Here is a 22202-nt window from a genome sequence, read left to right as displayed (position 1 = left end):
GGAGACGAGATGTCCCACACGCCGCCGCCCGCCGATTCCACCTCGGCGGCCGAGTCCTCAGCGCCGCCCATGCGGCCTGACCTCGACCCGATGGTGGACCACGACGCCGAGCCCCGGCTCCAGCGCCACCTCACCAACCGCCACGTCCAGCTCATCGCCATCGGCGGGGCGATCGGAACCGGGCTGTTCATGGGGTCGGGAAAGACGATCGCCCTGGCCGGTCCCGGTGTGTTCCTCGTCTACGCGATCATCGGCGCCATCCTCTTCCTGGTTATGAGGGCCCTGGGCGAGGTGCTGCTGTCCAACCTGTCCTACAAGTCCTTCGCCGACGTCGCCCATGACCTCATCGGGCCGTGGGCCGGTTTCTTCGTGGGCTGGACCTACTACGTGTGCTGGCTGGTGACGGCCGTGGCCGAGGTCATCGTCATCACCGGGTACGTGAGGTACTGGTGGCCGGACCTGCCGCTGTGGATCACGCCGGTGGTCACCGTGGTCCTCCTGTTCAGCCTCAACCTCGCCACCGTCAAGGCCTTCGGGGAGATCGAGTTCTGGTTCTCCATCATCAAGATCGTGGCCATCATGGCGCTCGTCGTCGTCGGTGCCTTCATGGTGCTGCGCGGGTTCACGGCGCCCAACGGCGCCCACGCCCAGCTCTCCAACATCTGGAGCGGAGGCCTGTTCCCCAACGGTGCGAGCGGGTTCTTCGGGGCCTTCCAGATCGCCATCTTCGCCTTCGTGGGCACCGAGCTCGTGGGGACCGCGGCCGCCGAGGCCAAGGACCCGGAGATCACTCTCCCGCGGGCCATCAACGCCATCCCGGTGCGCATCGTCCTGTTCTACCTGGGGGCGCTCGCGGCCATCATGGCCGTCACCCCCTGGCAGGAGATCAACCCCAAGGACAGTCCCTTCGTGGCCATGTTCGCCCTGGCGGGGCTCAGCGTGGCCGCCAGTGTCGTCAACTTCGTGGTGCTCACGGCCGCGGCGTCGTCGGCCAACTCCGGGGTCTACTCCACCTCCCGGATGCTCTTCGGCCTGTCCTGGGCGGACAACGCCCCCCACATCTTCCGCAAGCTGACGGCCCGTTCGGTGCCGGGTGTGTCCCTGGCCGTCACCTGCGCCAGTCTGCTCACCTCGATCCCGCTGCTCTACACCTCCAAGTCCATCATCGAGGCCTTCACGACGGTGACCACGGTGGCCAGCGTCCTGTTCATTCTCGTGTGGTGCATCATCGTCGTGAGCTACCTGCGGTTCCTCACCCTGCGGCCCGAGCTGCACCGGGCCAGCGCCTTCCGCCTGCCCGGTGAGCGCTGGGCGGCCTGGCTGTGCCTGGCCTTCTTCGCCTTCGTCGTCTGGACCCTCACCCAGGCCCACGACACCCGTATCGCGGTCTTCGCCTCACCCCTGTGGCTGGTGGTGCTGGGTGTGGCCTGGTTCGTCCACAGCCGCCGACTCTCCAGGCCGCAGGAGCTCCAGTCGTGAGTGCTGGTGGTGGAGGGGCAGTGACACCGAAGCCGTCGGAGGGGTCGACGTCGTCGGCCTCCCTGGAGGACCTGCTCGCTCGCGGGGTGGCTGCGGTCCGCCGGGCGGCCGCCTTCGCCCTGAACCCGGGTGAGGAGCTGCGCGTCGAGGCCAAGGCGCACCGCAACGACCTGGTCACCCAGGTCGACCGCGGCGTCGAGGAGCGCATCGCCGACAACCTGGAGGCCACCGGCATCCCCCTCCACGGCGAGGAGGCGCACCGTGTCGAGGACTTCGAGGACTACCGCGGGCGGGCCTGGGTGCTCGACCCCATCGACGGAACCCTCAACTACGTGGCCACCCACCGCGACTGGGCCATCTCCCTGGCCCTGGTCGACGACGGCGAGCCCGTGGTCGCAGTCCTCGCCGACCCCGTGGCGGGCCGGCTCTACACGGCCATCCGCGGACGGGGCGCATCGGTTCAGCCGCTCACGGTGGAGGCGGCGGGCGCCGACGGTGCGATGCCGCGGACGCTGGAGCCGGTGGAGGACCTGCCTCTGAGCGAGGGCATGCTCATCGCCCACTACCAGCTCACGCAGGACGCGGGCATCGGTCGGGCCATCGAGGCCTCGCGCGGCATGCGCTGCTACGGGGCGGCCGCCCTGGAGATGGCGGAGGTGGCCGCGGGCGGCGCGGTCGTCTACGCCCAGCCGCTGCTCCAGCCCTGGGACGTCGCGGCCGGGGCGCTGCTGTGCACCGAGGCCGGCGTGGTTCTCACCCGGATGGACGGGGCGCCCTTCGATGTGCGCCGCGCCGGCTCGCTCCTCGTGGGCACCCCGACCGCCCACGCCGAGGTGCTGAGGCACCTGCGCGCCGTCGGCGACTGAAGCTCGCAGGGCTGGGCCAGGGGGTGACCCGCCCTCGCGCGTTCGTGCCTTATGCCGCGCGTTCGAGGGTTAAAGGTACGACCGAGCGACCTACCCCGCGAACGCGCGGACGGTCAGCTGGCGGCCGGGGAGACCTGGCTGGAGAAGGTCTCCTTGCCCTGGTTGTCGGTGACGACGGCGGTGACGACGGCCTGCTCATCGGCGGGGACCGTGGTGGTTGCCCGGGCACCGGTGAGGACCTCCTCGGTGCCGTCGGCGTGCTGGAGGTACCAGTCGACGCTCGCGATAGCGCCGTCGGTGTCGGTGGAGGCCGAGGCGTCCAGGGCCAGCTGATCGCCGTTACGGGAGACGCTGATCGCAGCCACGGGCCGGGCATTGGCGGCCTGCGCCTCGACGTCGGCGAGCTGGGCCGGCTGGGTGGTCCGGTTGGCGACGCCCAGGGCCTTGATGACGGCGTCGGCCGTGGCGCGGTGACCGTCGATGTTGGGGTGGAAGCGCCCGGTCTCGAGCAGCCCGAACATCCACGAGCCGTGACGGCCGCACAGCTCGTGGCGCTCGAAGTTCTCAGTGGGGTCGGCGAACAGGTAGCCGTGGCGCAGGGCCGCGGCCTTGAAAGCGGTGTTGAGCTCGTCGGTCTTGGCGTTGATCCAGCGCTGGTCCACCTTGGTGACGCCGTGGCAGCGGCCCAGGAGGAGCCCGCCGGATCCACCCTGCTCGGGGAAGAGGCGCGGGTAGCCGACGGCAACGACCGCTGCGTTGGGGGACCGGGTGCCGATATCGGTCATGATCGACTCGTAGCTGTAGACGCCGTCACGCGTGGTCTTGCCGGCCAGGGCGTCGATGGCGCCGTCGACCGCACCGGTCACCTCCGCGTCGCTGCTGCAGCCGGCCGCTGAGAGGAAGCCCCGGTCTCCACCGCCGATGCAGTCGCCGAGGATCCTGGCGAAGCCGGCGTCATTTCCCCCGATGGAGAAGGTGACCAGGCCGGTGGCGGGGCCGAGTCGGTCGAGCTGGGCGACCTCTCCCCAGGACTCGTTGGCCTCGTAGAAGCTGCGGGTTCGGGCCCCGGAGCAGGCGCCCATCTCCAGGGTCCGCCCGATCCTCTTGCTCACGATGTGCGCGTAGGAGCCTGCTGAGCGCCGGCAGGTGTTGCCGTCCGTGACGTCGGTGCCCTCTGCGTAGGGCGGCACCCCGAAGCCCGAGGCGTAGGAGTCGCCCAGAGCCACGTAGGCCCCCTCCGGCAGGCCGCTGAGGTCGGGTGGGTCGAGATGCACCGCGGGTGTCGCCTGGCTCGCGCCGAGCAGAACCGCGATGACCGTGAGCAGCACCAGCCGCCCGGCCGGGCGGCGCCGACGGCGTGGGTGGTGAGTGGTCGAGTCGGTAGAGCCGGCCTGGTCGGCGGGCTGCGGCGGGGTGCCGGACGCGGGCAAATGGCGCTCCTCGGATCGTGGTAGGGCGTTGAGTCAACCACGACCCGGCAGCGGGACCAAGTCGGCGACTTCGGGAAGGGACGGATGCGCCGTCGGCGCCCTGATGGCCGCGCTTTGCCTTTCTAACAACAGATTCTTCACAGACGACCCGGAGCCGCGTCGTCTGTGAAGAATCTGTCGGTATTGGGCCGGGATTCTGGCTGTTAACTGATGGTGGGGGAGGTCTGGGTGGTGAAGGTCTCCTTGTCCTGGTTGTCGGTGGGGACGGCGGTGACGACGGCCTGCTTGTCGGTGGGGACGGCGGTGACGACGGCCTGCTTGTCGGTGGGGACGGTGGTGGTTGCCCGGGTGCCGGTGAGGTTCTCCTCGGTGCCGTCGGCGTGCTGGACGTACCAGTCGATGCCGGCGATCGCGCCGTCTGTGTCGGTGGAGGCTGAGGCGTCCAGGGCCAGCTGGTCGCCGTCGCGGGTGAGGGTGAAGGAACCGGTGGGGTGCGGAACTCCGCATGCTGGCTTACCTCTGCCTGCTTTACCCAGGATGTGGTGGAGCTGGGCCTTGGAGATCGGCTCGGTCAGACGAGCGCGATTGTCTGCTCCAAGGCACAGCCATCCACAACCGCCTCGCCCAGCCCCAGACGGGCGTAGGCATCGTGTAAGGCCTCCCACAGGACTTGGACACGATCTGCACCGCCGGGCCCTTGCGAGTTTCGTGGATCAGTTACTGTACACTTTGAAAGGGCCGTCCCAAATGTCTCGCTCCGTCGTTCTTACGTGAGTGTGATTGGAACGGAAGTGAGCGGTGGCTGTGCGATTTCCGCAAGCAAGCAGGCTTTCATGTCGAGGCGCTTGCGATGATCCGGGCGTGTAAAATTCGATGTCGAGTTCGCGGCACTTTCCGGCACCGGGGCCGGTGACGCTGAAATCGCGCTCGATAACTGCAGCATTGGCTGATGTCGCCAGGCTACTTGCCAGGATCACGCCAACGACGCCGGCTGTTAATGCCCCCTTGATTGATGTCTTCATTCTATGTCTCCCTTTTTAATGCTGAGGTGATGGTGGGCCGGTGTGCACCACAGTCCTTTGTGGTGCACACCGGCCGATGTTGAACTGTGACTACGCGGATTTCCTGAGCTGTTGTCGACAGTTGCGCGAGAACTGAGGGCTAGGGGATTCAGATACGGTACACTCGGTTACCGATGATCCGCCACTTAGTGTGGTTCGAATTGTAGTGCCGAACTGTTTTGCCAGTACCGCACTTAGTCATGCGTTCGATCCTTGAGTGCTGTGCGGATCCCGGCGTGTAGAACTCAATAGTAATCTCATGGCACTTTCCCGGTCCGGGGCCCGTCACGTAGAAGGGGCCTTTGATAGCGGCGGACGCGGGAGAGGCCATTCCTCCTGCAAGGATGATGCCTGCGGCGCCTGCAGTGATTGCGCCCTTCAGATACTTCTTCATGATCGCTCCTTGTTTCTGTGGTGATGACTAGTGATGTCGTCAGTTGGGTGAATAGCGCAGCCATTCGGAGAGTGTGTGTAACCATGCTATTCGTGCGGTTCGATATGCGCGATGTTGGGTGCTTTTTATTGCGTGATGTGATCCCCTTTCCTGGAATGTTCTGTATTAGAAATAAGGTCGATGGGTGGCAGTGTGGTTGTTCGTCGTGAAAATCGTCAGCAGAACCCAATAAGCCAACATGCCCAATCAAGGCCAGATTTTGGATTAGTTGGATTTGGTAGGCGCCTGGATGGAAGGAAGAAAAACATTGAGACTCCCTTTTAGGTTGATGTGGTCGGTGTGACGAATCAATAGTGGCACCACTTTTACGCCAGGGGATCGGCCGATCGGTTGGGCCATGTGGATGATAGTCGCATTGATAAGATCTAAGACTCCCGCCGCGTATATTGACAGTTTTTGCTTTTAAATGTTTTCGGCATTCCACTGTTATGGAGTGGGGAGGTGAGTCCGTCTCTACGTGACGTTCTGGGCAGTCTCAGAGTGATGGCCGTGCAGATCGCGATCAGAGGAGAGATGTTGAAGCAGAAGCGATTGCCAATACGGGCGCGGTCAACAACACCGCCGATGAGAATGTTACCAATAATGATTATCGCTGCGTTGCTCTGGGGTAGCCAGTCCCGGACCCTATCCCGCGCTGTCGATGATTCGTCGACTTCGGCCGGTTCGGCCGGTACTCGGTGATGTGAGTTGAGCCTAGTACTCGGTCGCTGCGGAAGATGCTTGAAGGCGCCTTTGTCCATTTGGCGGCGGCAACAGGATCGACAGATCTGCCTGCCCTACGTCCCCGCCGATGGGACTGACGTGTGCTTGTACGACGTACACTCCTGCACCTCATACGTTGTGGTCGAGCGCGAGGACGACCTCAAGAAAATCCGCTACTCCAAGGAGAGACAGGATGCCTCAGGTCATTGCTGAGCTACTGGCCTTCCGCAACGGCCTCCCACTTCAGACCGGGTGCAAGGGTGACCGTGCTGAGCCTGTCGTGATCATCCCCATCGTCGAATCCTTACCAAAGCTCATACCATTCGGAAGTCTGTAGCTATCGCTGACTCAGAACCGTTCACAATCGATGTTTCTCACTCGTGATTTCCCGCCATGGCTGGTTAGTTGCATGCCCTCATTTGTCGAAAACTATGCACGTTTATCGGAAAAATTCTAGGCGAGTCCGTGACGCAATGCTTTGACCACTGCGCCTACTCGATCGTGTACTCCAAGTTTAGCGATGAGTGTAGAAACGTGAGTTTTCACTGTTGCCTCACTGACGTTGAGCCGTCTGGCGATTTGCTTGTTAGATAAAGCGTCAATCATGAGTTTCAACACTTCGATTTCGCGAGGTGATAGGCAGCTAAGTTCGGGAGGGCCGGAGGCATCTGCTGCCTTCGTCTCCTCAGTGGGCCTTGGTTTGGCTTCGTCCGCCGTTGATGGAGTTCTCGTGCGTAGCTGGTTTCCAGGGCCGGGGGATAGTACTAAATTTCCTCCGACCGCTTGACGAATTGCTCCGGCGATGGATTCGATCGAGTCTTCTTTCGCGATATAGCCGTTCACTCCGACTGCCAGGGTACGGTCAATTAGTTCTCTATTGATAAACGTCGTGAGTATCAGTATTGCGATGTTGGGCAGCTTTTTGTGAACGATAGTTGATAAGGTGATCCCATCCATTCGGGGCATTTGAATGTCAAGAAGAATGGCCTGGACAGACGAATTCTTGGGCGAGCCGAGAAGTTGGATCACTTCTTCCCCGTCGCTAGCCGTCCAGGCCACAGAAATGTCACTCTGTGCATTGAGAAGCGTGGTGAGTGCGTGGCGAACAAGGGCGTCATCATCGACAATGCCGACATCAATCACGTGGTGTACTCCGTGTCCTTAATCGAGGGGATAGGAATGATTGCGCTGACGAGCCATGTTCCGTCCTCATTTGAGGTCGTGAGTGTGCCATCGAGTGCTGCCAGTCGTTCTTGCATACCCAATACGCCCATACCAGAAGAAGGTAGAGGTGAGGTTCGACTCTCGCGCACAGAGTTGGTGGAAAGCAGCCGGACATGCTGCTGGTTCTGAGAGATAAAGAGACTTGCAGGTTTATTGGGATCGCCATGTCGGATGATGTTTGCGGCCATCTCCCTAAGAACGCGAGACAAAATTGATATTTGACCTCGGTTGAGATTCACGTTGTCCGCTATATGACACTCTATCTGAAACCCTGCGTTGCGAAGATCTTGCGCCACGAGGCGCATGGATGCCTCGATGCTCTGACGTGGCTGCATGGACACCTCAAGCGTAGGAAGTGAAGAGTAGTTGGAACTTTTTCGTAGGGCGTAAAGAAGTATTCGCAGTTCATGGAGGGCGTCGGCTCCGTTTCCGGCAAGTGCAGAGAAGTCATTACGAGCTTCTTGAGGGTAAGATGGATTCTCGGCTGCGAGCCGGGCACGAAGCACGGTTTGCGACATGGAGTAGGCAACGAGATCGTGCATCTCTTTAGCGATCTCATCCCGAACTTCATTTAGACGTTGCTCAGTAGCACGAAATTTGTTTTTCCAATATTTTTCAGCCTGATAAACCGTGACGCCGATTGTGATTAATATTATACCTGAGATGGCGTTAAAAAGAAAAGTCCTTATCTCTTGAGTCGGAGGCTTGGTGGAGGCGAGAGCGAGTGCGTATGCCGACTCATTGAATAGAAAAACTATGGCTAGTTTATTTACGGGCAGAAAGCGACCGAGAAAAAAGTGAAATAGTAAATTGGTTATTATCATGTCGCTGACGGACGCATGCGGTGCGATGAGCAAAACGAGCCAACATACAGAGTATGCAATGCTTGCCGGATGGGGGAAGAAGGGGATGAGCGAACATAAAAGGGGTGCCAGCGTGACGAATGGAATGTCTGAGGGGATCATAACGTCGCGCGCTATTGGTAGGGAGATGTTGATGAGAGCAAAAACTATGCTGATGATAATGTAGGGCGTCGGTACGGTTTGAGAGCTTTTTCTGACATGCTTTAAAATCCTCAAAAGAGCACGCTGGACAGAACGGAACGCTGCTATCACGATGTCCGTCCCCCCTGACTCATGCCAAAAACAACCACACGATCGGATCCTGCTGGTATAGCGTACGACAGGGGCGGAAGGTCAGACAAATTTCGAGTATGGAGTGTCCTCCTCTGACATCAGCGGTGTGCGTCGCTACCCGATCCCGACTTCACATCATCTTCCTGCTGCCTCATCCGAATGGATGAGCGATCGTTCCTTGGTGGGGCCGACCCTCATTCTTTGGTCGGTGCCGCTGGGCACTCGTGGCAGGCGAAGGAACGCTGTGCGGCAGGCACAGGTCGCGTTTGTAGGATGCCGGACATGAGAAGAACAGCGAGGCAGCGCCCGGTCGACTCAGGGCGCGCCAACCCGGCGCAGACGGCTGCGGAGTCCTCGATGACAGGCGGCTCGCCGCGCCGTCGACGTGCGGGGATCAGCGCCTTGGCGGTCCTCGTCGGCGGGTGCCTGAGCGCCTGCGGGACAGGAGTCGCCCCCGCAGCGGGCGGCTCGGCCACCGTCCCGGGCCCGATTCCCTCCGGCCTGGAGTCCTTCTACCGTCAGGCCGTCAACTGGTACCCCTGCGGCGCCGCCGACGGCATGGAGAAGACCTCCGAGAAGACCGCCCAGGCGAGTGCCTCCACGACGACCGCAGCCACGACGTCGGCGCAGACAACGGCCGCCCCGAGTTCCGACGGCGCGACCGAGACGTCCGACTCCTCCGAGGAGGAGACCGATAACGCCAGCTTCAGCTGTGCCGTCATCACTGTCCCCCTCGACTACGCCAATCCCAAAGGTGAGACCATCTCAATCGCCATGAAGAAGCGCGCCGCCACCGGCGGCCACTCGCAGGGCGCCCTGTTCATCAACCCCGGTGGCCCCGGCGACTCCGGGGTCTCCTTCGCCGAGCGGGCGGGCAACGCCTTCAGCCCCGATCTGCTCAGCGCCTACGACATCATCGGCTTCGACCCGCGCGGGGTCGGCTCCTCCACGGCCATCACCTGCTCCAGCGACGACGACTCATCCGGTAGCACCGCCGAGCCCTCCGCCTCCGGGGAGACCTCGGCGTTGCCGTCGGCCTCGAGTGCACCCTCCGCAGGTAGCACGGCTTCCGCAACGGCCTCCGCCGGGACCGCCTCGAGCGGCGACTCCTACGAGGAGTGGGCGGAGTCGACCCGGCAGTCCTTCCAGGAGCTGACCGAGCAGTGTGCCTCCAATACCGAGCCCGCCGCCCTGCTCGACCACGTCGATACCGTCTCCGCGGCCCGGGACCTCGACATCCTGCGGGCGCTGGCCGGTCAGGAGAAGATGAACTACCTGGGCTTCTCCTACGGCACCTACCTCGCCTCCGTCTACGCCGATAACTTCCCCGCCAACACCGGGCGCATGGTGCTCGACGGCGCCATCGACCCCTCCCTGTCCCTCGCCGAGCAGGGGCTGGGGCAGGCCAAGGGCTTCGAGCAGGCGCTGCGCACCTACGTCGACTACTGCCAGGCCTCCGCCGGCTGCCCGCTGAGCGGTGGCACCGACGCCGGAGTCCAGCAGGTCCGTGACCTCATCACCTCCGCCAACAGCACGCCCCTGTCGACCGGTGACCCGAACCGCACCGTGACCGGCTCGGACATCGTCACTGCCCTGAGCGAGTACCTCTACACCACCGAGCAGAACTGGGAGCCCCTGAACAAGGCCCTCGACCAGGCCATCAACCACCGCGACGGCTCGGCCTTCGCGGCCACCGAGGAGCAGGACGCCGCCTCGAAGGACGACAGCGGTGGTGCCTTCCAGGCCGTCACCTGCCTGGACTACCCGGTGGAGGGCGACAAGACGACCTGGGCCGCGCAGTACGAGGAGGCCAAGCGTGTGGCTCCGATCTTCGGGAACACCTCGGTCGGCATGGACCTGGTGTGCAGCGTCTGGGGACACAACGGGACCCGGAAGCCCACGCAGATCCACGCCCACGGCGCCGCGCCGATCCTCGTGGTGGGAACCACCGGGGACCCGGCCACCCCGTACGCCTGGTCGAAGTCCCTCGCTGAGCAGCTCGACTCCGGCCAGCTGCTGACCTGGGAGGGCAACGGACACACCGCCTACGGCGGCGACGCCTCCTGCGTCAACGACGCCGTCGACACCTACCTGATCTCCGGCACTATGCCCAAGGAGGGCCTGACCTGCCGCGGCAGCGAGTAACCGTCGCATGAGCGGGCGGGGCCGGGTTCGCTCGGCCCGCCCGCGCGGAGGCAGCGCCCTCAGGTCCGAGAGTCGACGCGGTTGAGCACCGCAGAGGTGACCAGCACGACGACTGCGCTCAGAACCGCGCCAGTGGCGACCGTGACAGCAGCACTCGTCCAGGTGAGGTCCTGGGCGGCGAAGACAAGGGCAGCACCATCGCTGGTGGCGCCGATCTGCGTCGTGCGAGTGACCAGGGCGTGCGGTAGGAGCCAGGCCGCCGGAATGTGCACCAGCAGCGCCGTCGTTCCCGCTCCCGTCAGCGCCAGCCCGATCGCCACCGGCACGGCGAAGGACCGGGTGAAGGCCGACAGGACCGACTGGACGGCGCACACGGGCGCGCAGGCGACTGCGATCAGCAGCCCCGCCACCAGGTACCGTGACGGCAGAACGCCCGGCAGCCCGAGGACGATTGCCCCGACGGCGGCCGCCGCCATCACCAGGACGAGCTGCATGACGGTCGCGAGCAGCCAGGCAGCAGCGGCCTTGGCCGCCACCGTCCTCCATGTGGGGACGGGGCCGGTCATGAGGGCCAGCCCGTTGGACCCCTGGTGCTCAACCCTCCAGACGAGGGATGCCAGGACACCGAGGGATACGGGGAGCAGCACCATCCCGTAGAAGCCGATGGACCGCACCCACAGGAGCTGCCAGTCCGTAGGACGCACGAGCACGCACGCGCAAAGGACCGAGACCGTCGGCAGCACGAGTACCACGCCCCAGCTCGCCGAGCGGCGCAGCTTGAGGAACTCGATGATGACGGAGGACATCTCACACCCCCTGATGATCGAAACGGGTAGTGACCAGCGCAAACAGTGCGCCCCCGACGCCGGTCAGAACCGTGAGGCCGACCAGGTGCGTATCGAGGTCCACCAGGTCCGTCCCGGCGAAATCCGCAGGGACGATGAGCCCGTAGGCGGTCCACGGGCTCAGGTGCCGCGCCCACAGCGGCATGACCGGGGCGAAGACGCTGAGGAGAATGCCGATCAGCCCCAGCGCCAGCGGCCCGAGCTGGTTCTCCACCCGCGCTGAGACGAGCAGCTGCGCGCCCAGCACGGCGAGGTTGATGGCCGCCAGGCTCGCTACCAGTGCAAGCAGCCGGGGAACCGGAACCGGCGCCGTCAGTCCGACGGCGCGGCCAACGATCATCACGAGCGCTCCCCAGGCCGCCGGGATGGGGGAGATGAGCAGCCCCAAGGCAAGGAGCTTTGCCCGGCACAGCCGGCCCGGGGTGGTGCCCGCGGTCGCCGAGGACATCCAGCCCTGCCCCGAGTGCTCCACCTCCACCTGACGGCTCGCCATGACGGCCAGGAGAAGCGGTGAGGTCAGTCCGACGGCGCCATGGAGACTCGCCATGAGGAGCCGCCACCCGTCGCCGTCGGCGTCGAACCGGTGGTCGACCAGCCCCGAGCTCAAGGCCGACAGAACAGTGAGCGCGCAAACCCCCAGCAGGAGGAACACGGCGATGAGCCCGATCCGCAGGTGGCGCATCTTGGCGTACTCGTTGCGCACGGTGCGCACCGTCATGGCGGTCCTCATAGCCCGCCTCCTCGGGTGAGGGCCATGAAGACGTCCTCCAGGGTCTGCTCCTCCTGGCGGACCTCGTGCACCCCGATGCCCTCGCGGACCAGGAGGGCGACGACATCGGCCGTGGCTTGCTGGCTCAGACCCGGGACACGTAGGAGCCCGTGCTCATAGGTGGACGCCGCACCCCGAGTGAACAGGAGGTGGGCAGCAGCAAGGGGATGCGAGCAGCCCAGGAGCGTGTCCGGCGCGGAGGCGCTCATGAGCTCGGTGCGCGTTCCCTGGAAGAGGAGCCCGCCTCGCGAGACGATCCCCAGTACGGTGGCGATACGGTCGATCTCGCCCAGCAGGTGGGAGGAGACGATGACCGTGACGCCGTCGGACGCCAACGACCTCAGGAGCCGGCGAATCTCCTCGATACCGGCGGGGTCGAGACCGTTCGTCGGCTCATCGAGGATGAGCAGCGAGGGTCTGCGTGCCAGCGCCATGGCGATACCCAGGCGCTGCTTCATGCCCAGGGAGTACTCGCGGACCCGCTTGTCCATCTGCCCGCCCAGGCGCACGGTGTCCACCGCGTCCTTGACGTAGTGGTTGGGAAGATCGAGCAGGCGCTGGACGATCCTCATGTTCTCGGCGCCGGTGAGGTGCCCGTAACCGGGCGGGGACTCGATGAGCGAGCCGATGTGGGCCAGGTGCCGGCGTCGAGTGCTCCGGTTCATCGGTTGCCCGCCGATGAGCACCTGGCCGGAGCTCGGCTCCACCAGGGACAGCAGCATCTTCATGGTCGTGGACTTGCCCGCGCCGTTGGGGCCGAGGAATCCGTAGACGGAGCCCTGCGGTACGCGCAGGTTGAGGCGGTCGACGACGGTCCGCTGTCCGTAGCGTTTGGAGAGATCGATCGTGCGTACGAAGTCATTCATGACCTCGAGCCTCCCCGCCGGTGCGGCTTCCCGCCTCCGCCGCGAGGAGCAGCCTCGACTATGCAATGTGCATACGGGCGCAGTTACGGTGCATACGTTATGCCGACGTCGTGCTTGACGTTTTCCTGACGCAGTGCTTACGGCTCCACGCGCCCGTCCCGTTGCAAGTCCCGATCCGCCCGGCCTGTGTCTTTACGTGGGGAGACCAGGCCCGACTCGTAGGCCAGGACGACCGCCTGCGCCCGGTCACGCAGCCCCAGCTTGCCCAGGATCCGGCTGATGTGGACCCGCACCGTCCCCTCGGCGACACGCAGGTCGCGGGCAATGGCCTCGTTGGACAGCCCGCGGGCAACGAGCACTAGAACCTCGCGCTCGCGGGCGGTCAGATGTGCCACGGCCCGACCCCTGTCATCACCGTCATCGATCACCGGGGGCGGGAGGGTGAAGTGCTCGATGAGTCTGCGGGTGGTGGAGGGAGCCATGACCGCGTCGCCGGCGTGCACATGGTGGATCGCAGCCATGAGCTCCTCCAAGGAGGCGTCCTTGAGGAGGAAGCCGCTGGCGCCCGCCCGGATCGCCTCATAGGCGTACTCATCGAGGTCGAAGGTGGTCAGGACGATTACCCGAGGGCCGCTGGCAGCGCCCTGGACGATGGTGCGCGTTGCGTCAATCCCGTTCATCCGAGGCATGCGCACGTCCATGAGGACGATGTCCGCCTCGACTCGGTCGATCAGATCGACGGCGGCGTGTCCGTCCTCCGCCTCTCCGACGACTTCGATGCCCTCCTGGGTCTCCAGCAGCATGCGGAAACCGAGTCGGTACATCTCCTGGTCGTCGACGAGGATGAGTCGAAGAGTCATGCGTTCTCCTCTGTGCTTTCCGGTGCCGGCTCTGAAGGCGCCGGGGGTTCTGGGAGCTTCGCCTCCGCCCGCTCCTTCCACGGCAGCACCGCTCGGAGGCGGAAGCCGCCGCCGTCGCGTGGCCCGGCCTCCAGGGTGCCTCCGTGGGAGGCGACCCGCTCGTGCATGCCACGGAGGCCGTGACCGGGAACCGCTGGTACGGCACTCGGCGTAGGCAGACCTCCGCCGTCGTCGAGTACCTCGACGACGACGCCCGCGGGCTCCCGGCGCACACGGACCTCGACGCTGCTGACGGTGCCGGCGTGCCGACGCGCGTTGGCCAGTCCCTCCTGGACGATCCGGTAGACGGTCAAGCCGATCCCTGTCGGCAGGTGCAGGGCGTCCGGCACCTCGAGACGGACCGGCAGACCCGTATCTCGGGCTTCGGTCACCAACTCCGCCAGATCCTGCTCACCGGGTTGAGGGACATGCGGAGCCTCGTCCTCCCCTCGCAGGACGGCCAGCATGCGGCGCATGTCACCCAAGGCCTCGCGCCCGGTGTCACGGACGCGGCGCATGGCCACCGCCGCCCGGTCCGGATCCGAGGCGGCCGTCGCTGCCGCGCCGTCGGCGACGACTACCATGACCCCCAAGCCGTGGGAGACGATGTCGTGGATCTCGCGAGCGATTCGTGAACGCTCCTGGTGCTCGGCCTGCTTATGGCGCAGCTCGGACTCACGCAGCCGGTACTCGGTGTTGCGCGCCAGAGCGGCCAGGTGGGCGCGGCGCGTGCGCTTCAGGACGCCTGCCGTCCAGGCCCACAGGACGGCGACGACGCAGAGTGCGGGCAGGCTCAGACGGCTGTACCCCATGCGGATCACAGGGATGAAGGCCCCGACGACCCAGGCGCTGACGAGTGCCGCGCAGGGAAGGGAAACCGCCCATCGGCGGGCGGACGCCAGGTGGTGAACCAGCAGCGCCAGCAGGAGGTCCGCGGGAAGGACGCTGGATCCCGGGCCCATCGGTAGCTGGGCCCAGGCGAGGAGAATCCCCACTGCGAAGGCGACTGTGGGAGAGCGGCGTCGCAGGAACCAGCACAGCCCGAGTCCTGCACTGACTGCCTCCAGCAGCCACAGATGCGCCGTCGACGCCCTGGTGGCCGGCAGGACGAGCTGGCTGTAGCCCAGGATGAGGACAAGCACCGTGAGGTCGACGGCGCGGCGGTGACGCTCCAGCCATTGCTGGGGCCTTAGCACAGAAGCCTCCCCCGGGCTCGACGACGGCTCGGGCTTGTGCTCCATGTCCCCAGGCTACGGGCTGGCCCCCCATTGCCGTCGGTGGGTCTACAGGTCTCCGACCTTCTGGAGGCGCTGGAGGCTGAGCCAGCCCACTGGGATCGGGATCCAGAAGGTCACCAGTCGGTAGACGATCGCCGTGGACAGCGCCACCCCGTAGGGGACGCCGGCGGCGACGAGCCCCGCGGTCAGGGCGAGCTCGACCGGCCCGATACCACCGGGGGAGGGCACGATCGAGCCCACCGTGTTGGAGGCCAGGTAGGTGATGGCCAGGACCGCGAAGGGCACCGTGTAGCCGAAGGCCCACAGGCTCGCGCTGAAGGACAGGATGTAGGACAGGGTCAGCATGAGCGCACCGCCCACGCCCAGCACCAGGCGCACCGGGTTGGACATGACCCACACGAGCCGCGGCCACACCTGGCGGTAGGTGGGTTCGATCTTGGCCCACGCCCAGGTGCGCGCCTTGGGAATGGTCAGAACAACCGCCGCCACCACGACGATGGCGCCCGCGGCGACCAGGACCCAGCCCGAGGGCAGAGTCAGTCCCGTGGACTGGCCGGTCATGGCCGCCAGCACCACGAGCAGCACCACGGTGACGACGAACTGGACCACCTGGACCAGGGCCACTGTGGCCACGCCGACCGCAGTGGGCACCCCCTTGCGGTTGAGGAAGCGCAGATTGATGGCCGCCCCGCCCACACCGGCCGGGGCCACGAGCGAGACGACGGCGCTGGCCAGGTGCACCTCGGTGGAGCGCCACAGGGAGAGCCGCTCGGGGCTGAAGGCCACCAGCGTCAGCCCGGCGCCCACGTAGGTCGCCACGGAGAAGACCAGGGCCGCCAGCATCCACCAGATATTGGCCTGCGAGACGGCGGCGGAGACCTGCTGGAAGTCCATCCCGGCCATCAATGTCCACACCGCGACCAGCCCAACCACCACCATGAGAACAACACGCGTGGAGAAGCGGTTGAGGCGGGCCGGCTCGGCGTCGGCCGTGGGGGTGAGCGCCACGAGGGCGTCACGTAGATCCTGGAGCACCTGCCGGCTGGCACCGCGCCGTCCCATGACCTCGCGGGTCTGGCGCGGCAGCACCACCCGCTGGAGCATGGGGGCGATCGAGGCCAGCTGCGCGATGGTCAGTGAGCGGGAGGCGGCGTCGATGGCCCGCTCGGCACCGACCGCCAGCGCCGTCAGCGCCAGCGCCTGAGCCAGGTCCACGCGGCGGGAGAGTTCGGAGGAGATCGTCTCGCCCGAGGCCCAGTCCAGGAGCCAGAGCCTCCCGGTCGCATCGACGACGACGCTCGATGCGTCGATGCTCCCGTGCGCCAGCCCCGCGGCGTGAGCGCGCTGGAGCTGGCTCCACAGCTGGTCCAGGACGTCGTCGTCGACCTCGGCCCCCAGGTCGCTGATGGACCGGGCGCCGACGACGTGGTCGGTCACGAGCAGCACGGACTCGGCGGCCTCGGCCATGCCCAGTAGGCCGGGGGTGCGCACCTGGGCGCGGCGAGCCTCCATCGTCATGAGGGCGGCGTGCTCGGCGGCCGGGCGCAGGGACAGGTCACGGGTGGGGGACAGGCCCCTGACGCGGATCTGGTCCCAGATGTTGGAGAGGAACCCGGCCACCTGCCGATCGGCGTCGAGGAGGGTGACGTTGCGGCGCTCGCCGGCCGAGTCCCACACGGCGTACATCCGGTGGACCGAGGCCCGCTCCTGAGACAGGGCGTCGCTGGAGGCCTCGGCCAGAACCGCGGCCAGGTCGACGTCGGAGGCCGGCCTGATCGTGTTCGCGTCCGCCGACGTCTCCGTGCTCCCGGCCCCCGCCGTGTCCGACGGCGTGGGGTCGAGGGGGGAGGCGGACGCCCCGCTCGACGATCCGGCGGTCGCGTCGGTGACCTGCTCGTCGGCTGGGGTGGAGACGTCCCCGGCGGGGCGCTCGAGGCTCGCCGGCTCCTGCGGGGCCGGGTTCAGCGGGTTCTCGCGCACCTGCTCACGGACCTGCTCGGTGTAGCCCAGGGGGGCGTCGGTGGTGACGACCCAGGCGCGCGCCTCGGGGGCGCGGTCCATGCGGACCACGCGCACGGCGTCGATCCCGGCCCGACGCAGGGCGCGCACGAGCGTGACCCCGTGGGCGCGGCGGTCCTCCACTCCGAAGACGTAACGGACCAGCAGGCCGACGGTGCGGCCCAGCAGCAGGGACAGCACCGCCCCCGGCAGGGTCAGGGCGCCGCGCAGGACGGCCATGCCGAGGACCACCCACAGGGCCGCCCAGCCCGAGCGCATCACGGTGGAGCTGTTGCGGTCACCGGCACCCGTGAGCAGGCCCGCCATGGAGGCGAAGACCGTGGAGACGCCCAGCTGGGCGGTGCCCGAGGCGGTGACCGTCAGCCCCATGACCAGGGCGGTGGGACCCCAGGCCACGAGGCCGGTCATCGCGGCGATGGCGACCGAGTAGCCGGCGATCCCCGACAGGACGGCCTGGCCGCAGGAGTGCCAGGAGCGGCGCAGGACCCGGTCCAGCAGGACCGCCAGCGGCACGATGAAGGTGGCCAGGCCCTCAATGGTCTGCAGGGGGAAGACGAGGATGCGGCGCAGCACCACCGCCAGGGCGTTCTGGACGTCCTGGGTGACGCCGGTGGTGGTCTCTCGGGCGTAGATCGCCAGAACGAGGACGGCGAAGATGCCCAGGAGCGTCAGGGTCAGGTCGAGCAGGTCCTCGGTGCGGCGCAGGCGGTGCGCGGTGGTGTCCACCAGCAGCGTCGTCGAGCGGGGGGTGGCGGGGCTGGAGACCGCGGCGGGCTCGGCCATCGGGGCGACCCCGATGACGGGGATGCCGACGGGGGAGGTGGAGGCCGACTCGGCTGATGGTGCCGAGGTTGCCGATGGGTTGGATGCCGCAGATGCCTGCTGGGCGACGGCGCTGGGCGGCTCGGTGAGCGTCGAGGCGTGGTCGAGGTCGCCGGCCGGCGGGGGCGAGCCTGGTGCGGCATCTGTCATGGCGGCGATTCTAGGGGGCGAGCCTGTGCACACCCTCCTACGTCGGAAGGAACCGCTCGGCAACGGCTGACTCCTTCAAAGTAGTTTGCAACGCAAACTAGAAGCCGCTATCCTGGAACTGGTTTGAAACGCAAACCACTGTTCACGAGGAGGTCCACCATGAGTGCTGCCACTGAGCACCAGAAGGTTCCGGCGGGGCCCGACGAGGCCCTCGCTGTCATCGACGCCCAGCGGAGCGCCTTTCTCAAGCGGCACGGGATCAAGGCGACCCCGCTCCTGACCGCCTGGGGGCTGGCCTGGCTGGTCGGCTACGCCGCCCTGGCCTTCTACCGCAGGCCGGACTACGGTCTGCCGCTGGCGCCGTACCTGTTCTTCTGCGGCTGCCTCGCGGTGGCCCTGCTGTTCACCTTCGCCTACGTCGTCCCCAAGGCGCGCGGTATCCGCGGTCGGAGCAGTCGCGAAGGCACCTACTACGGCCTCGCCTGGGCTCTCGGGATGCCGCTGGGCGCCATCATCCTGAGTCGAGTGAATGCCTTCCTGGCCACCCTCAACACGAGTCAGGCCAATGAGGTCTCCGGCGTCGTGTCCAACGCCGTGCCCTGCCTCGTCGTCGGCGTCATCTTCCTTATGAGTGCCGCACTGTGGAACGAGACGGTCATGGGGGTCCTGGGCGGCTGGATCCTCCTGGTCACCCTGGTGGTCACGATTGTCGGGATGCCCTGGGCCTGGTGGATCATGTCCGTGGCCGGTGGGGGCGGCATGCTGGTGGCCGCCGTCGTCGGTGCCGCCACAGGATCGAAGTGAGGTGTGTGACATGACCGGAGTGGTGCGGGCGCAACGGTCCGGAGGGGTGGAGGACTCCGGCGGGGCAGCGGAGTCGGCAGGGCCGGCCGGTGCTGGCGCCTCCGCTGCCTCCACGGTCTCCGCCGTCGATATCGACCCTGTCATTCACGCCCAGGCCCGCCTGCGGATCATGGCGACCCTGGCCGCCGTGCCCGTCGGCGACGAGCTGCACTTCCCCCGGCTGCGCGAGCTGCTGGACATGACGGCCGGCAACCTGTCCACTCACCTGTCCAAGCTGGAGGGGGCGGGCTACGTTCAGCAGAACAAGACCTACTCCGGGCGCAGTCCCGCCACGTACCTGGCGCTGACTCCTGAGGGGCGGGTGGCCTTCGAGCGGTACGTGCGCAATCTGCGTGCCCTGCTCGACGCCTGAGGTCCTCGGGGGTAGGTCTCGACAAAGGGGTTTTATTAACCGTTCGGTTAGCGTATGGTGTGAATCAAGTCTCATAGGTGGGTGCCGATGGGGGTGCCGCCGTGAGGCCCTGTCGCAAAGGTCGGCCGGTGTCCGTCGGCCGACCGGACTCCGGGGCGGGCCGCCCGCCCCGCCATTCCCGTCACCGTCGACCACCCAAGGACACACCATGCCTCTCAGTGCACAGACCACGCCCACCGACTCGCCATCCCGTCTCCAGCCCAGCCGTGTCTGCGCCCATCGGCTCAGCCGACGGACCCTGCTCAAGGGGGTGGGCGGGCTCGCCGCCGCCTCCTTCATCGGGGGCGGCGCCGTCGTCGCCGGATCGGCCCCGGCGCAGGCCGCCCTCACCGTGGCCGAGCACGAGGACCACGGCCGCATGCAGTACTACAAGCTGGCCACGTCGTCGGTCGGCTTGCTGCCGCGCGTCAATGTGCTGCTGCCCGAAGGCTACGACACCTCGCGCCGCTACCCGGTGCTCTTGCTGCTGCACGGCGGCGGCGAGAACTACTCGACCTTCGACACGAAGTACGACATCCGCAACCACACCGCGGGGCGCGACCTCATCGTCGTCATGCCCGACGGCGGGGCGGCAGGCTGGTACTCCGACCCCGAGTCCTCCAACGTGGGGCCGCGCAACTGGGAGACCTTCCACATCAAGGAGCTCATCCCCTGGGTCGATGCCACCTTCGCCACCACTGCGCAGGCCTCCGGCCGCGCGGTCTCCGGCTTCTCGATGGGCGGCTTCGGGGCCTTGAAGTACGGCGCGAAGTACCCCGAGCTCTTCGGGTCGGTCTCCAGCCACTCGGGGCCGGCCGACCTGCGCATCCAGGACGGCGCCGTGGTCCACTGGGCGAACTTCACCGCCGGTGCCACCGACCTCAAGGGCGGCACCATCTACGGGATCCCGTGGGACCAGGCGCGGGTGAGCGCCGACAACCCGGTCGAGCACGTGGAGAGCTACCGCGGCAAGCGCGTCTTCCTGGTCTCCGGCACCGAGAGCGATCGGTACGAGAGTGTCGTCCTGCCCAGCCAGCAGAGCTTCGGGAAGGCGCTCGCCGGCGCCGGGATCGGCTACGAGCACTACGAGGACACCGGTGCCCACATCGTGCGCTGGGGCCGCATGCAGCAGGACATCGACTCCCTGCTCAACCACTTCGCCAAAGCCGGGTGAGAGCCGGGCGGGTGCGTTGGGCCGATCTGCTAGCGCACGCCGCCGGTTCGGCGGGCGACGAGGACCAGCAGACCCCACATGACAGCGCCTACGCCGACGGTGGAGAGCAGGAGAGGAAGCGTGCTCGTCGCGTCCAGTTCCCCGGCTGTCATGGCTGTCGATCCCAGAGACAGCGTCATGCTGACAAGCCCTTGGGGAGTGGCGTAGGCCAGAGGGCTCTGTGCCGCTCCCAGGCCGAATCCGATGATGCAGCCGACGAATCCCAGTGCCACCGGTGCGGCGAAGGACCGCATGAGCATGCTCAGCAGTGACTGCAGGGCGATGAGCGGGATGATGCTGACCACTGCCAGAAGATTTGAGGCGACGATGGTGCCGGGCATTGCAAGACCGAGACCCATCACGAATGCTCCTGAGAGCCAGGCCAGCACGATGAACGCCACCTGCATGGTCAGCACCGGAAGCAGAATGACCAGGGTCTTGGCGAGGACGACGGATACCGGGGAGTGCGGGGAGGTCCGCATGGCGTTCCAGCTCGTGCCCCGGTGCTCCATCCGCCAGGCGGCGGAGGCCAGCAGGGCCACACCCAGCGAGCAGAAGAACATCGAGTAGAACAAGGATATCTGGGACGTCAGAACTCCCCATTCCGCGGAGAAGACCGCCTGATTTCGGTAGAAGTTGAAGGTGCCGGTGATAACTGCGAGCAGCGGCAGCAGGACGGCCACCACCCACACCGAGGAGCGCTTGAGCTTGATGATCTCGGAGGCCAGCAGGGACGGGAAGCCACCGCTGCCCACGCTGCGGGCCGTGGCGGGGGTACGTGCAGGAGTGCTCACGGGGGCTACCTCTCGATCCTGTTGAGCCGGTGGGTGACAACGGTGAATATGAGGGCCGTCAGGATGAGGAATCCGGCGATCCACCCCGCCGGGACGTCAATGTAGGTGACGTCCGGCTGAGAGTGCGCGGTGGCGCTCATGGCGGCGGGAGTGATGAGGGCGTAGTACCCCCAGGGGGTCCATTGGACTATCTCAGGTGGTACGAGCAGGGTGAAGATTCCGATGAAGCCGCTGAGTAGCCCGGTGCTCATGACGATCATCTGGTTCTCCACCACGGCTGCGAGCCACAGGAAGTAGGTGCACATGGCCAGGTCCACGCAGATGAGGAGGGCCGTGTACGTGACCCAGGGGCCGACATCGAGCGCCACCGACAGTCCTCTGAAACGGGCGAGCATGATGATGCCCAGACTCTGAACCGTCACGGCTGGGACGATGAGGAGTGACAGCGCCGCGAGCTTGGCCCGGCACAGGGTCCCCGGTGTCAGGCCGGAGGCGGCGGCCAGGTTCCAGCCGGAGCCGGTGTGCTCGATATCCGTCTGCCGACTGGCGAGCACTGAGACGAGGATCGGTCCGACCATCGCGTTGAAGAAGCCTGTTGTCAGTAGCAGCCTTGCCCACGGCATCGCATGTGGGTCATGGGAGAGCTCCGTGAATGACGTGCCGAATAGGTTCATGCTGCACAAAGCCACCGATGCGCTGACGATCAGCATCGTGATCGCAGGGGCGCGCAGCCGACGCATCTTGAGGATCTCGACACCCACGGCCGTCAAGAAGCCAGGTGCGGATGAGCTTTGGGAGCCCGGAGAGTGGTGAGACGACGTCGGAGCAACGACGG

General features: G+C 66.2%; 21 protein-coding genes. 7 read left to right on the top strand and 14 right to left on the bottom strand.

Going from position 1 to position 22202, the window contains the following annotated elements; all coding sequences use genetic code 11:
- Positions 1–9: 9 nt before the first annotated feature.
- Together BKH28_RS05715 and BKH28_RS05710 are read left to right on the top strand one after the other, a co-directional pair.
- Complete coding sequence (locus BKH28_RS05715; protein ID WP_178388835.1) at positions 10–1479, top strand: amino acid permease; 1470 nt, start codon at positions 10–12, stop codon at positions 1477–1479.
- Complete coding sequence (locus tag BKH28_RS05710) at positions 1476–2345, top strand: inositol monophosphatase family protein (protein ID WP_081380062.1); 870 nt, start codon at positions 1476–1478, stop codon at positions 2343–2345. The genes BKH28_RS05715 and BKH28_RS05710 overlap by 4 nt, the downstream gene beginning before the upstream one ends.
- A gap of 113 nt (positions 2346–2458) precedes the next feature.
- Here BKH28_RS05710 and BKH28_RS05705 read toward each other — a convergent pair whose 3' ends face one another.
- From BKH28_RS05705 to BKH28_RS13180, 6 genes are all read right to left on the bottom strand, one after another.
- Entirely contained in the window at positions 2459–3775 is a 1317-nt protein-coding gene (locus BKH28_RS05705) for a GDSL-type esterase/lipase family protein (protein ID WP_075417889.1), read from the bottom strand.
- A gap of 203 nt (positions 3776–3978) precedes the next feature.
- Positions 3979–4440, bottom strand: coding sequence for a hypothetical protein (locus BKH28_RS13945; RefSeq protein WP_075417888.1), 462 nt, complete (start codon positions 4438–4440; stop codon positions 3979–3981).
- 48 nt (positions 4441–4488) lie between these two features.
- Entirely contained in the window at positions 4489–4797 is a 309-nt protein-coding gene (locus tag BKH28_RS13350) for a hypothetical protein (RefSeq protein ID WP_143224085.1), read from the bottom strand.
- Between the two features lie 148 nt (positions 4798–4945).
- Positions 4946–5230 carry a hypothetical protein gene (locus tag BKH28_RS13345; protein WP_143224084.1) on the bottom strand — a complete coding sequence of 95 codons (285 nt, stop codon included), beginning with the start codon at positions 5228–5230 and terminating at the stop codon, positions 4946–4948.
- Positions 5231–6445: 1215 nt separating this feature from the next.
- Positions 6446–7135, bottom strand: coding sequence for a response regulator transcription factor (locus BKH28_RS05695; RefSeq protein WP_075417887.1), 690 nt, complete (start codon positions 7133–7135; stop codon positions 6446–6448).
- Positions 7132–8331 carry a sensor histidine kinase gene (locus BKH28_RS13180; protein ID WP_143224083.1) on the bottom strand — a complete coding sequence of 400 codons (1200 nt, stop codon included), beginning with the start codon at positions 8329–8331 and terminating at the stop codon, positions 7132–7134. The genes BKH28_RS05695 and BKH28_RS13180 overlap by 4 nt, the downstream gene beginning before the upstream one ends.
- Before the next feature lie 294 nt (positions 8332–8625).
- Between BKH28_RS13180 and BKH28_RS05685 the strand changes: the two genes are divergently transcribed.
- On the top strand, positions 8626–10497 hold the full coding sequence (locus BKH28_RS05685) for an alpha/beta hydrolase (protein ID WP_075417885.1): 1872 nt from the start codon (positions 8626–8628) through the stop codon (positions 10495–10497).
- Between the two features lie 59 nt (positions 10498–10556).
- On the opposite strand, the gene BKH28_RS05680 is transcribed toward BKH28_RS05685, so the two are convergent.
- From BKH28_RS05680 to BKH28_RS05655, 6 genes are all read right to left on the bottom strand, one after another.
- Positions 10557–11303, bottom strand: coding sequence for an ABC transporter permease (locus tag BKH28_RS05680; protein ID WP_075417884.1), 747 nt, complete (start codon positions 11301–11303; stop codon positions 10557–10559).
- Position 11304: 1 nt separating this feature from the next.
- Complete coding sequence (locus tag BKH28_RS05675; protein WP_081380060.1) at positions 11305–12072, bottom strand: ABC transporter permease; 768 nt, start codon at positions 12070–12072, stop codon at positions 11305–11307.
- Positions 12069–12977: an ABC transporter ATP-binding protein gene (locus BKH28_RS05670; RefSeq protein ID WP_075417883.1), complete on the bottom strand. Its 909-nt coding sequence runs from the start codon at positions 12975–12977 to the stop codon at positions 12069–12071. The genes BKH28_RS05675 and BKH28_RS05670 overlap by 4 nt, the downstream gene beginning before the upstream one ends.
- 137 nt (positions 12978–13114) lie before the next feature.
- Positions 13115–13837, bottom strand: a complete 723-nt coding sequence (locus tag BKH28_RS05665; protein ID WP_075417882.1) for a response regulator — start codon at positions 13835–13837, stop codon at positions 13115–13117.
- Complete coding sequence (locus BKH28_RS05660; protein WP_075417881.1) at positions 13834–15117, bottom strand: sensor histidine kinase; 1284 nt, start codon at positions 15115–15117, stop codon at positions 13834–13836. The genes BKH28_RS05665 and BKH28_RS05660 overlap by 4 nt, the downstream gene beginning before the upstream one ends.
- A 42-nt stretch (positions 15118–15159) precedes the next feature.
- A complete protein-coding gene (locus BKH28_RS05655) occupies positions 15160–18105 on the bottom strand; it encodes a lysylphosphatidylglycerol synthase transmembrane domain-containing protein (RefSeq protein WP_075417880.1) in 2946 nt (981 codons plus the stop codon).
- A 159-nt stretch (positions 18106–18264) separates the two neighbouring features.
- Here BKH28_RS05655 and BKH28_RS05650 point away from each other — a divergent pair, with 159 nt between their 5' ends.
- The 3 genes from BKH28_RS05650 to BKH28_RS05640 all read left to right on the top strand — a co-directional run bounded on the left by BKH28_RS05650 (position 18265) and on the right by BKH28_RS05640 (position 20534).
- On the top strand, positions 18265–18909 hold the full coding sequence (locus tag BKH28_RS05650) for a hypothetical protein (protein WP_075417879.1): 645 nt from the start codon (positions 18265–18267) through the stop codon (positions 18907–18909).
- Between the two features lie 10 nt (positions 18910–18919).
- Positions 18920–19321 carry a winged helix-turn-helix domain-containing protein gene (locus tag BKH28_RS05645; RefSeq protein ID WP_075417963.1) on the top strand — a complete coding sequence of 134 codons (402 nt, stop codon included), beginning with the start codon at positions 18920–18922 and terminating at the stop codon, positions 19319–19321.
- 208 nt (positions 19322–19529) lie between these two features.
- Entirely contained in the window at positions 19530–20534 is a 1005-nt protein-coding gene (locus tag BKH28_RS05640) for an alpha/beta hydrolase (RefSeq protein ID WP_081380059.1), read from the top strand.
- 29 nt (positions 20535–20563) lie between these two features.
- Here the strand turns inward: BKH28_RS05640 and BKH28_RS05635 are convergent, their stop codons facing one another.
- Positions 20564–21367 (bottom strand): ABC transporter permease, encoded by an 804-nt coding sequence (locus tag BKH28_RS05635; protein ID WP_075417878.1) that lies wholly within the window; start codon positions 21365–21367, stop codon positions 20564–20566.
- Positions 21368–21372: 5 nt separating this feature from the next.
- A complete protein-coding gene (locus tag BKH28_RS05630) occupies positions 21373–21990 on the bottom strand; it encodes an ABC transporter permease (RefSeq protein WP_256695510.1) in 618 nt (205 codons plus the stop codon).
- A gap of 25 nt (positions 21991–22015) precedes the next feature.
- Between BKH28_RS05630 and BKH28_RS13795 the strand changes: the two genes are divergently transcribed.
- Positions 22016–22180 (top strand): hypothetical protein, encoded by a 165-nt coding sequence (locus tag BKH28_RS13795; RefSeq protein WP_256695509.1) that lies wholly within the window; start codon positions 22016–22018, stop codon positions 22178–22180.
- The last annotated feature ends 22 nt before the right edge of the window (positions 22181–22202 follow it).

The sequence above is a fragment of the Actinomyces oris genome (genome assembly GCF_001937665.1).
In the GTDB taxonomy this organism is placed as follows: Bacteria; Actinomycetota; Actinomycetes; order Actinomycetales; family Actinomycetaceae; genus Actinomyces; species Actinomyces stomatis.
Note: the sequence above shows the minus strand (reverse complement) of the source record. Positions and strands in the feature narration are given on the sequence as shown.